Below are 12286 nucleotides of genomic sequence, written 5' to 3' on the forward strand. Positions count from 1 at the left end.
CGAGAACGCAAAACAGCCTATGTCTCAAGATTATCGTTATTCGCTGCCTGAACGCCCGGGCGATACCCGCCAGTTAGGGCAGCTTACCGGCTCCGCCTGCGCGCTTGAATGCGCCCAAATCAGTGAACGCCACACGGGCCCGATCCTGCTGATTGCGCCGGATATGCAAAATGCCCTGCGCCTGCGCGATGAAATTCAACAATTTACCGATCATAAAGTCCTGAGTATTTCGGACTGGGAAACGCTGCCTTACGACAGTTTTTCACCGCATCAGGAAATCATTTCGTCGCGTCTTTCCAGTTTGTATCAGCTTCCAACGATGGAACGCGGCATTATCATTCTGCCGGTGAATACGCTGATGCAGCGCGTCTGCCCGCATGAGTTCCTGCACGGCCATGCGCTGGTGATGAAAAAAGGCCAGCAGCTTTCGCGCGACAAACTGCGCTCACAGCTGGAACAGGCGGGTTACCGCAGCGTCGATCAGGTGATGGAACACGGTGAGTTTGCCACCCGTGGCGCCCTGCTAGACTTATACCCGATGGGCAGCGAAGAGCCGTACCGCATCGATTTCTTCGACGATGAAATCGACAGCCTGCGTATTTTTGACGTGGATACCCAGCGTACGCTGACCGAAGTGGACCATATCAATCTGCTGCCTGCGCACGAATTTCCGACCGATAAAAACGCCATCGAACTGTTCCGCAGCCAGTGGCGCGAGAAATTCGAAGTGCGCCGCGATGCCGAGCACGTTTACCAGCAGGTCAGCAAAGGCACCTTCCCCGCCGGTATCGAATACTGGCAGCCACTGTTTTTCAGCCAGCCGCTGACCACGCTCTTCAGCTATTTGCCGGAAAACACGCTGGTGCTCAATACCGGCGATCTGGAAGCCGCAGCCGAGCGTTTCTGGCAGGATGCCTGTCAGCGTTATGAAAGCCGCCGCGTGGATCCGATGCGTCCGCTGCTCGAACCGGAAAATCTCTGGTTGCGCGTCGACTCGCTGCACGCCGAACTGAAAGCCTGGCCTCGCGTTCAGCTGCGTACAGATTCACTTCCCAAGAAAGCCGCCAACACCAACCTGAGCTACGAAAAACTGCCGGATTTATCCGTTCAGCCGCAAAATAAAGCGCCGATGGATAACCTGCGCCGGTTCAATGAATCTTTCGCGGGCAGCCTGGTGTTCTCGGTGGAAAGTGAAGGCCGCCGCGAAACGCTGCAAGATTTGCTGGCGCGCATTAAACTGATGCCCGCTTTGATTACCCGTATTGAAGAAGCCGAAACGGCCGGTCGCTACATCATGATCGGTGCGTGTGAACGTGGTTTTCTTGATGCGGATAAACAGCTGGCGCTGATTTGTGAAAGTGATTTGCTCGGTGAGCGTGTGGCGCGTCGTCGTCAGGACACCCGCCGCTCGATTAACACCGATACGCTGATCCGCAATCTTGCAGAGCTGCGCCCCGGTCAGCCGGTGGTCCACGTTGAGCACGGCGTAGGCCGTTACCTTGGCCTGACCACGCTGGAAACAGGCGGGATTACCGCTGAATACCTGATACTGACCTACGCCGGTGAAGACAAACTTTACGTGCCGGTGTCATCCCTGCATCTGATCAGCCGTTATGCCGGAGGCGCGGATGAAAGTGCGCCGCTGCATAAACTGGGCGGTGAAGCCTGGTCGAAAGCCCGTCAGAAAGCCGCTGAGAAAGTGCGCGACGTGGCCGCCGAACTGCTGGATATCTACGCCCAGCGCGAAGCGAAAGCCGGTTTTGCCTTTAAGCATGATAAAGAGCAGTACCAGTTGTTCTGCCAGGCATTCCCGTTTGAAACCACGCCGGATCAGGCGCAGGCCATCAACGCCGTTCTCACCGACATGACGCAGCCGCTGGCGATGGATCGTCTGGTGTGCGGCGACGTCGGCTTTGGCAAAACCGAAGTGGCGATGCGCGCGGCGTTTCTCGCAGTCTCCAACAATAAACAGGTCGCGGTTCTTGTACCCACCACGCTGCTGGCGCAACAGCATTTCGATAACTTCCGCGATCGTTTCGCCAGCTGGCCGGTGCGCATTGAAATGATGTCCCGTTTCCGCAGCGCCAAAGAGCAAAACGCGGTGCTGGAAGATGCAGTCGAAGGCAAGGTCGATATCATTATCGGAACGCATAAATTGCTGCAAAGTGATTTGCGCTGGAAAGACCTCGGCCTGCTGATTGTCGATGAAGAACACCGCTTCGGCGTGCGTCATAAAGAACGCATCAAAGCGATGCGTGCGGACGTCGATATTCTCACCCTCACCGCCACGCCAATTCCGCGCACGCTGAATATGGCGATGAGCGGGATGCGCGATTTGTCGATTATTGCCACGCCACCGGCGCGACGTATGGCCGTCAAAACGTTCGTGCGTGAGTACGACAGCCTGGTGGTTCGCGAGGCCATTCTGCGTGAAATCCTGCGCGGCGGGCAGGTTTACTACTTATTCAACGATGTCGAAAATATCGAGAAAGCCACGCAGCGTCTGGCGGAGCTGGTGCCGGAAGCGCGTATTGCCATCGGCCACGGCCAGATGCGCGAACGCGACCTCGAACGCGTGATGAATGATTTCCACCATCAGCGTTTCAACGTGCTGGTGTGTACCACCATCATTGAAACCGGTATCGATATTCCGACGGCGAACACCATTATTATTGAACGCGCGGATCACTTCGGGCTGGCGCAGTTGCATCAGCTGCGTGGCCGCGTCGGGCGTTCGCATCATCAGGCGTATGCTTATCTGCTGACGCCGCCGCCGAAAGCGATGTCAACGGATGCGCACAAACGTCTGGAAGCCATCGCGTCGCTCGAAGACCTGGGTGCCGGTTTTGCGCTGGCAACACACGACCTTGAAATCCGCGGGGCCGGTGAACTGCTCGGCGAAGGCCAGAGCGGCCAGATGACCAGCATCGGTTTCTCGCTGTATATGGAACTGCTGGAAAACGCCGTCGAAGCGCTGAAAGAAGGCCGCGAGCCGTCGCTGGAAGATCTGACCACCAGCCAGACCGAAGTTGAAATGCGCATGCCTGCGCTGTTGCCGGAGGACTTCATTCCTGACGTCAATACGCGTCTGTCACTCTACAAGCGTATCGCCAGTGCTAAAACTGAAGGCGAGCTGGATGAACTGCGCGTCGAGCTGATTGACCGGTTCGGCACGCTGCCGGACGGTGCGCGTAATTTGTTGCAGATTGCCGTGCTGCGCCTGAACGCGAAAACGCTGGGCATCAAGCGTATTGAAGGCAATGAACGTGGCGGATTCATTGAATTTGGCGATAAAAACCGCGTGGATCCGGGCTTCCTGATTGGGCTGCTGCAAAAACAGCCGCAGGTTTACCGCCTTGATGGCCCGACCAAACTGAAGTTTACGCTCGATCTCACCGACCGGCCAAAACGCCTGAAGTTTGTCGGCGACATGCTCGGGGAGTTTGCAGAACATCTAATCTGACGGCTATCGTCATAAAATAAAAAGCCCGGTGAATATCTCATTCACCGGGCTTTTTTATGCTTTATCAGCACGCTACGGTTTACGCAGCGCCTTCACCTGCTCGGGCGTGATATCGCCCGGCAAACCGCCGAATGTCACACGCAGGTAATTCACCATTTCGGCAATCTGCGCGTCGTTCAGGCGCTCCGCAAAGCCCGGCATCGGCTGCATGCTTTCTCCGGCCGGAAAGCCCTGCGCCGGTAAACCATCCAGCACTGAGACAATCAGATTACGGCCATCCGGCTGGCGCAGGGTGGCGTTGTTCTGCATCGCCACCGCAACGTGCGGTTTGCCGGACCCGTCCGCCATATGACATCCGGAACACTGATCCAGATAAGTGATGCGACCGGCATCATTACCGCCCTGCCCGATGCTCACCGGCACGGCCGCTGGCGGTTTGTCGCCCAGCAAATACGTGACGATCGCACGGTGATCGGCTTCGGTCAGATGACGGGTACTGAGATCAATAACTTTGTGCATTTCATCAAACGCCGATCCCTGCGGTGCAATGCCGGTCGCGAGGAAACGGCTGAGATCTGCCGGGTTCCAGCCGCGCTGCGCCAGCGCCTGCGGCGAAATGTCCGGCGCAGTGATACGCCCCAGCGTTCCGCCTTTCAGGTTGCTGCCGGTATCCATCTGCCCCAGTTTGCCGCGCGGCGTATGACACTCGCCGCAGTGACCGAGCACATCCGTCAGGTACTGACCACGCTGCCAGTCAGCAGAATTTCCCTGAGAACTGGCGGGCATAGGATCACTGGTGCGGAACAACAGGTTCCAGCCAATCATCGCCATGCGCTGGTTGAACGGGAACGGCATTTCGTTTTCCGGCACCGGCTGATTCACCGCCGGACGCGTCATCAGAAACGCATACATATCGTCAGAATCTTTGCGGGTCACGCCTTTGTATGACGTGTAGGGCATCGCCGGATACAGATGACGTCCGCCCGGCGCAACGCCCTGGGTCAGCGCCAGATAGAAATCATCCGACGTCCAGCGGCCAATACCGTCGTCAGCAGACGGCGTCAGATTGCTGCCAAAGATTTTGCCAAACGGCGTTTCCAGCGGATAACCGCCCGCCAGCGGTGCGCCGCCGGATGCGGTATGGCACGCGGCGCAGTCGGAGGCCTGAACCAGATAACGGCCACGTTCGATCTGTGTGGTATCCGCCGTGACCTTTTGAACCGGCTCGTCCGGCGTGCGGTTTTCTCGCCACCAGAGCACCGCCACGACGATGATAATTACCGCCAGCAGCAGGAGAAAAAGACGTTTCTTCATCACGCGTGCTCCCGGATCAGACCTGGGGTTTTCATCACAACATCACGCACCGCTTCGTAATACCCCACGTAACCGGTACAGCGGCAGATGTGATTTTCCAGCGCCGCTTCAATCGCGCCTTCCAGTTCATTCAGCGCAATTGGATTTTTTTCCAGACGCTCAAGCAGCAGCGTTGCCGCATTCACAAAACCCGGCGTGCAGTAACCGCACTGGAAACTGTAATGCTCCAGAAACGCCTGTTGAACCGGAGACAGCTGGACTTCGCCTTTGTCATCGGTTTTGGCGTGGCCTTCGACGGTTCGCACTTTTTTGCCGTTAAAGAAATGTGCGCCGGTAATACAGGTGCGCACTTCTTCGCTGGTGCCGCTTTCATGATCGACAATCGCCACACAGGCATGACAAATCCCCTGCCCGCAGCCAAGGCGGGAACCGGTCAGCGCCACATATTCGTGAAGAAAGTCGATCATCATCAGACCTTCGGGAACGTCCAGCGGGCCGTAATGTTGATTGTTGATGGTCAGCTCTAAAGGCTGCGTTTTGATGCTCATTGTAAAACCTCACGAATATTTTCAGCACGGACGGGCAAATCACGGAAACGGTGGCCGGTGGCATCGGCGATGGCGTTTACCAGCGCGGCGACGACCGGGATCATCACGACTTCGGCCATGCCTTTCGGCGGATCGGTTTCCGACAGCGCAGGCAGAATGTCGCTGGTCTGTTTCCAGACCGCCACATCACTGGCGCGCGGCAAATGGTAGCGGTTGAAATTCCACGTTCCGTTGCCCGGCCCGTCTTCATACAGTGGCAAATACTCGTGCAATGCGTGGCCGATGCCCATCGCCAGCCCGCCCTGCAACTGGCCGGAAACCAGCTCAGGGACGATAAGATTGCCGCACTCCATAATCGAATGGTGCGTCAGCAATTCAACTTTACCGGTCGCGATTTCCACCGTAATTTCGGCCAGCGTGCCGACTGCGCTGTAATAGGTCACCGACGCGTTATTGCGCTGTGTTGGCGGGTAATACACCGCGTCACGCGCCAGAGTCTGGAATGGATCCGCACCGTGGCGCACAGACATGCCATCCACCGGAATGCGCTGACGCACGTTGTTCAGCGTGAAATCAGCTTCTGCCCACTGCCAGCGGTTGAAGACGTGAACCGCTGCGCCGGTCATGCCTTTCATTTCGTAGACTTTTTTTGCCAGCATTTCGAGGCTGAGAATCTGCATGCCGTTGGCGGTCAGACCGCCTTCCACCCAGCGGGCATCTTCTTTGCGCACAACATAAGGGGCAGCCTGTCCGCCACCGATGCCGGTTTGCCAGATAGCCATCGCCGCCGGCCAGATTCCGTTGTCGAAGATCAGGCGCGCCGCTTCGCGGGTGCTGTGAGAGAAGTAATAAGCCGAGTTACTGGCGCTCGATGGCGAGCAGTAAGATGGTGACCAGCGGGGATTGGTTTGCAGTTTGTCCTGCTCTTCCTGCGACATAATGTACGGGTCGCCGCTGGTTTCCACCGGCAGCACTGACCAGTCTGTCACTGAGAAATGCGCCTGTTCAGCCGGTTTTCCCAGCCATTCGGCGCACAAAACGGACTGGGACGTGGACATTCCCGTACCCATTTCTGCGCCGCTGTGCCACAGGCTGATTTCGCCTTTTTCACTGAGCTCCACGCGGGCGAAAGAGGTTTCCGCACCGGTGCCGAAGTCTTTCTGCACACACCCAAAACCGACGCCATAGCGTTTGCCCGGATTCTGGCTTTCATATTCAGCTTTGCGCTTCTTACGCTCTGTCCATAACGGGTGAACGGCGGCTTTTTCCAGCACTTCATCCGCACGGATTGCGCCGGCAGGAATGGCACCTTGTGTGTTTTTCATGCCCGATTTCAGGACGTTGCGCATGCGAAACGCAATCGGATCCAGCTTCAGTTCAGCGGCCAGCTCATCCATCATCATTTCGGTAGCAGCCATACTTTGCAGCGTGCCGTAACCGCGTGCGGATCCGGCGTCGAGCGCGCGCGAGGCCAGCCCGACCGCGGATAGATCACTTTTCGGGAAATAGTAAATCGACTGCGCCGCTGTTGCGCCCACCATCACCACCGACGGCGTAAAGTTGCTGCGCCCGCCGCCGTCTGCGGTCATTGCTGCATGGAAAGACTGCAACATCCCGGTTTCGCGGTTCACGGCGATGTCGTAATTCATATCAAACGCATGGCGTTTCAGCGCGGACTGGAACTGTTCGAAGCGGTCATTCGCCAGACGCACCGGCAAACCGTCGCCGTACATCGCCGCGACTGCGCCGTAATACGGGAAGTTGTAGTGATCTTTCGAGCCGTAACCGACGGTATAACACGGATGCAGGATCAGCGTTTTCACCGTGCGGTGACCTTTTGCCATCATGCGCGGCATTTCGTCCGCCACTTCCTGCGGCGACTGCGTTGGCACCACCATATGCAACGTTTGCGTCGCGGCGTCGTACCAGCCGTTGGCGTTATCCGGCTCAAGCGCGGAAGTATCCACGGATTGCGTGGTGAAACGGCGTGACATCACCAGCCAGTCCTGCGGTGGCGATTTCATTTCATCCGCCATTTCGCCCGCATAGAACATGCCCTGCTGATCGAGCTTCCCGCCTTCACGCCCTTCCGGCCAGACTGGCAGGTGTTTGCGCATGCCGACGGGGAAGACTGGCATATCTTTCAGGCTGGAGAACTTATCGTCTTCATAGGCGGTTTCGCCGCCGACGCGAACGAAGCGGAACGTTCCCCACGGATCGCGTTCCAGCGGCCCGGTGGTTTCACCGTAACGCAACACACCGTCTTTAAATTTCAGTGCATTTTTAGCAAAACGGAATTTGGCAAAATCCTGATAGACCAGGATGGCGACCGCTTGTCCAAGATAGGCTGGCGTTTTGCCTGCCGGCAGCAACATGTCTTCGCCATAGAATGCCGGGAAAGCCAGACCGTCGCGCGCCAGCACGTCGGCAGTGACCAGCTGATCCGGCTGTAAATCGTCGCCGAGCAGCGATAAATCCAGCCCGGAATAAACACGGTCAGCCTGCGTTACGCGCAGGATAAAAGCATGGGCCTGTTTTTGCGGCCAGTGCGGCATGTCTTTGGCGCGGATATCGCGGGCAAAGACTTTCTGTCCCATAACCTTCGCTTTGCCATCGATACGGAAACGGACGCGTTTGTTTTGCGCATCCCATTGTGGTGACTGGAGAATTTTCTCTTCAAACAGCGCGGCGTAGGCCTTGCTGTGTAACGGGGCGAGATAAACAGAGACGCCAGCGATCACAGCGCCTTTGACAAAGCGCCGCCTGGACGGGTTGAAATTGCTCATAAATTTCCTTGCTTCTTAATGTCTTTCTTATTTTTCGGCACATTTACAGCTTGCAGTAAATGCTGTAAATACCGCTTATCGCGGGCGATTATAGGTTTTCAGTTCGAATTAAGTAATGATCGAATACACATTTTTAATATTTCGTTCACAAACTTGCGCAAAAAGATGGGATAATTATTTATGTTGCGCAAACAATGTACAAAAGGGACAGACGCAAAATGGCAGGCATTCTTCTTCTCGCAGCGGGTTCAGGAAACCGGTTTATCGCAGCGGGCGGCACGGGCAATAAACTCAATGCGGTAATGGCTAAAACAGCAGAAAACTCTGTCACGGTTTTCGACGCTACGCTGGCGCAGACCATAGCCAGCGGACTGCGGGTTCACGTCGTTACCCGTCCGGATAATGTGCCGGTTCAGGACAGTTGCGCACGCGCGAAGGTGCCGGTGACGCTGGCCGAAACGGGCGGAACCGGTGAATCCATTGCCGCTGGCGTGCGGGATACGCCGGACTGGGACGGATGGTTAATTCATCTTGCGGACATGCCTTTTGTGACACCGGATATTTTTATCGCCGTGGCTGATACCTTGCGCAGCGCTTTGGTTGTTCGCCCTTACTGGCAAAACGCACCGGGGCATCCGGTAGGATTTGCCTGCCCGCTCAGGGAAAAGTTGCTGCAATTGCGCGGCGACCAGGGCGCGCGGGAACTGATCTACAGTCATGAAATTCTGCGCGTAGATTTCAATAATCCTGCGGTGATCCGCGATATCGATCTGCCTTCCCAACTTTCAGCGCGCGTTTCGAACGGAAATATGTATGCAACATCTTGATAATCAGGTCATTGCACAGGCCAGCGACTGGCTGGCACACCATCCGGTCTGGCTGTGTACCGTGCTGACCACTTACGGTTCTTCCCCGCGTGCGCCTGGCGCGTTGATGGTGGCCAATGCCAGCGGTCATTTTTGTGGTTCGCTTTCCGGCGGCTGTGTGGAAGAGGATTTTCTGCAACGCATTGCTGCGGGTGAATATCAGCAGGCCAGTCAGATTGTGCGTTACGGAGAAGGCGGTCTGACGCCGAATATTGCCCTGCCGTGCGGCGGTTCGCTGGATGTGCTGATCGAGTATTTACCGGCGACACAAAACAATATGGATTATCTGCAAAGAATGGGGATGGCGCTGGCCGGGCATTACGCGCTCACCAAGTCACTTACCCTGCCCGCAGCCTGCGACCATCTGGAACTGACAAATTATCATAATGCGACTCAGGTGATGCGTAACGACGATTGCATTACCCTGCATCTGGCCGCCCCGCCGCGTCTGCTGATTGCCGGATTGTCGAGTGTCGCACTGTATTGCGCTGATTTTGCCTGCGCGCTGGGATTTGAAGTAGTGGTGTGTGAATGCCGCGAGGACGTGCTGGAAAACTTTCTGCCGGTGCTGAAAGCGGATATCCGGCTGGAAAAACAATTTCCTGCCAGATATCTCGAAGAGAACAGTTGTCACGCAAATACCGCCATTGTCGCACTGACTCATGACCCGAGAATGGATGATCTGACCCTGATGGAAGCGGTCAATACACCGGCATTTTACATTGGTGCGATGGGGTCGCAGCGTAACAGCGCACGCCGCCGTGAGCGTCTGCAAACCATCGCGGATTTTACGACAGAAGATTTTTCCCGCCTGCACGCCCCGGTTGGATTACCGATTGGCAGCAAAACGCCGGCAGAAATCGCGCTGGCGGTGATGGCTGACATTGTGAAACACAAGAACGGAATAGCGCAGGAAAACGCCGCAGCCTGAAACCAGGGCTGATTCCATTACACAAAAAAGCCTGAGGAAAACCTCAGGCTTTTTTATCCGGCTTACCGGGGAATTACGAACGGGTAAGCTGCAGCTGACCGCTTTTATCCAGCGGAATTTGAGTGCCCGGATCGTGGTCCATACGAACTTTCCCTTGCTGATCGCCTATTTTGTAGGTCACATCATACCCGAGCGTTTTGTCCTCTTTGTCGTACACGGTTTTACAGCGCTGCTGCTGAGTCGTGTACGTATCATTTTCCTGCATGCTGCTCTGCACACGGTTACCGGCGTAACCGCCACCCAGCGCACCGGCTACCGTCGCAACATCACGTCCGCGGCCACCGCCAAACTGGTGTCCCAGTACGCCACCGGCAACGGCACCCAGCACGGAACCGGTGATCTGATGTTCATCCTGTACAGGACGACGATGAGTCACCGTCACGTTGCGGCATTCCTGACGCGGGGTTTTGGTGGTCTCTTTGATCGGCGTCGCGCTGACTACCTGCGCGTACTCCGGACCCGATGAAAAAACGTTCATGCTCGCAACGCCAGCAATGCCCAACGCCGCAGCCACACCAATACCGACCCCAGCTAACATTGACTTGTTCACAGAACTTCCTCCGAAAATGTTACCACGCAATTGTCCCGGTTTCGGGGACACCTCAGTGGACAGCAACACATCTGAGGAGCGGCGTGCGTGAATCGCCTTCTGTAAACTTATTGTTAAGTCTGCACAAGGAAATGTCAGTGAACAATAAGACGAACTCTGTAAGTGAGAGGAATGACGGGTGTAACGGGGTGTTTCAGAGAATTCTTAGCTGACAAAGTAAAAAAGCAGAATCTTATGCTTTTCGTGTGGAGAATGTGAAAAATGAAAAAAGCCTGTAAGAAACAGGCTTTTAGGTATGAAACGATTCAGCCCGCTCAGAAAAAAAGCCGGCTGTTCAGTATCAGTGCAGTTTCAGGCGCGGACGGATCACACGGTTGATCCCGCCGACCAGCATCATCAGGCCGGTTTTAATGTAACCGTGCAGCGCAATCTGGTGCATGCGGTACAGGGAAACATAAACCAGACGCGCCATACGCCCTTCAATCATCATGGATCCGCGCATCAGATTCCCCATCAGGCTGCCGACAGTACTGAAGCGTGAAAGGGAAACCAATGAGCCGTGATCTTTATAAACGTAAGGTTTCAGGCTCTGCCCTTTGCGCTGCGCCATGATATTGGCGAAGCAGCGGGACGCCATCTGGTGCGCTGACTGAGCACGCGGTGGCACAAAGCCGCCGGACGGCTGCGGGCAGGATGCACAGTCGCCGATCGCATAAATGTTCGGATCACGCGTGGTTTGCAGCGTAGGCTCGACCACTAACTGGTTGATACGGTTAGTTTCCAGGCCTGCGATATCTTTCATGAAATCAGGTGCTTTGATTCCGGCAGCCCAGACCATCAGGTCAGCATCAATGAATTCGCCTGACTTGGTGTTCAGGCCATTTTTATCGGCGCTGGTCACCATGGTTTGCGTGAGCACACGAACGCCCAGCTTGGTCAGTTCCTGATGCGCAGCCCCGGAAATACGCGGAGGCAACGCAGGCAAAATACGCTCACCCGCTTCCACCAGCGTGACGTTCAGCGCATCGCTGTCCAGCCCTTCAAAACCGTAGCTGTGCAGCTGTTTCACCGCATTATGCAGCTCGGCAGACAGCTCAACGCCGGTCGCACCGCCGCCCACAATCGCGATATTCACTTTTTTCTGCTTGTCATCGCTTGCAGAGAATTTAAGGAACAGGTTCAGCATTTCGTTATGGAAACGGTGTGCCTGATGCGGGTTGTCCAGGAAAATGCAGTTGTCTTTCACGCCCGGCGTACCGAAGTCGTTCGACGTACTGCCCAGCGCCATAACCAGTGTGTCGTACGCGATGTCGCGAACGGGCACCAGAACTTCGCCGCTTTCGTCACGGATTTCAGCCAGTTTAATGGTCTGATTTTCGCGATCGATATCGGTCAGCGAGCCAATCTGGAAAGTGAAACCGTGGTTGCGGGCATGCGCCAGATAGCTCAGCGCGTCCACGCCGTCATCCAGGCTGCCGGTTGCCACTTCGTGCAACAGCGGTTTCCATAAATGGCTGTGGTTACGATCGACCAGAATGATTTCCGCTTTTTTCTTGCGGCCAAGTTTATGGCCCAGGCTGGTAGCCAGTTCCAGACCGCCGGCGCCACCGCCGATAATCACAATTTTCTTCATTGGTGATGTCAAAATGACCCCCTCAAATGTGAACCAATTGTTATATAAGAGTAAAAATTTTATCCTTATATTACATAGGGTTGCTTAAGTTAAATCGGTATCTGACACGGAGGATATCATGCGTGGTGATTTGGT

The 12286-nt window shown here is 55.7% G+C and carries 8 protein-coding genes; 3 read left to right on the forward strand and 5 right to left on the reverse strand.

Annotation, left to right across the window (positions count from 1 at the left end):
• Window positions 1–19: 19 nt before the first annotated feature.
• Window positions 20–3463 (forward strand): transcription-repair coupling factor, encoded by a 3444-nt coding sequence (gene mfd, locus M2403_RS02425; RefSeq protein WP_217153348.1) that lies wholly within the window; start codon window positions 20–22, stop codon window positions 3461–3463.
• A 72-nt stretch (window positions 3464–3535) separates the two neighbouring features.
• Here the strand turns inward: mfd and M2403_RS02430 are convergent, their stop codons facing one another.
• The 3 genes from M2403_RS02430 to M2403_RS02440 are packed head-to-tail and all read right to left on the reverse strand — an operon-like array spanning window position 3536 to window position 8111.
• A complete protein-coding gene (locus tag M2403_RS02430) occupies window positions 3536–4777 on the reverse strand; it encodes a cytochrome c (RefSeq protein WP_259228507.1) in 1242 nt (413 codons plus the stop codon).
• Window positions 4777–5325, reverse strand: a complete 549-nt coding sequence (locus M2403_RS02435) for a (2Fe-2S)-binding protein (RefSeq protein ID WP_259228508.1) — start codon at window positions 5323–5325, stop codon at window positions 4777–4779. Before M2403_RS02435 ends, M2403_RS02430 begins: the two co-directional genes overlap by 1 nt.
• Window positions 5322–8111 (reverse strand): xanthine dehydrogenase family protein molybdopterin-binding subunit, encoded by a 2790-nt coding sequence (locus M2403_RS02440; protein WP_259228509.1) that lies wholly within the window; start codon window positions 8109–8111, stop codon window positions 5322–5324. Before M2403_RS02440 ends, M2403_RS02435 begins: the two co-directional genes overlap by 4 nt.
• Window positions 8112–8329: 218 nt before the next feature.
• Here M2403_RS02440 and M2403_RS02445 point away from each other — a divergent pair, with 218 nt between their 5' ends.
• Both M2403_RS02445 and M2403_RS02450 read left to right on the forward strand, forming a co-directional pair.
• Window positions 8330–8938: an NTP transferase domain-containing protein gene (locus M2403_RS02445; protein WP_152325615.1), complete on the forward strand. Its 609-nt coding sequence runs from the start codon at window positions 8330–8332 to the stop codon at window positions 8936–8938.
• The gene (locus tag M2403_RS02450) at window positions 8925–9908 is read left to right on the forward strand and encodes an XdhC family protein (protein ID WP_152325614.1); all 984 of its coding nucleotides are present in this window, start codon (window positions 8925–8927) and stop codon (window positions 9906–9908) included. Before M2403_RS02445 ends, M2403_RS02450 begins: the two co-directional genes overlap by 14 nt.
• Before the next feature lie 73 nt (window positions 9909–9981).
• Here M2403_RS02450 and M2403_RS02455 read toward each other — a convergent pair whose 3' ends face one another.
• Window positions 9982–10518, reverse strand: a complete 537-nt coding sequence (locus tag M2403_RS02455) for a glycine zipper 2TM domain-containing protein (protein WP_152325613.1) — start codon at window positions 10516–10518, stop codon at window positions 9982–9984.
• Between the two features lie 340 nt (window positions 10519–10858).
• The gene (locus M2403_RS02460) at window positions 10859–12163 is read right to left on the reverse strand and encodes an NAD(P)/FAD-dependent oxidoreductase (protein ID WP_152325612.1); all 1305 of its coding nucleotides are present in this window, start codon (window positions 12161–12163) and stop codon (window positions 10859–10861) included.
• Between the last annotated feature and the right edge of the window lie 123 nt (window positions 12164–12286).

This window comes from Rahnella sp. BIGb0603, from assembly GCF_024808755.1.
Classification (GTDB): Bacteria; Pseudomonadota; Gammaproteobacteria; order Enterobacterales; family Enterobacteriaceae; genus Rahnella; species Rahnella contaminans.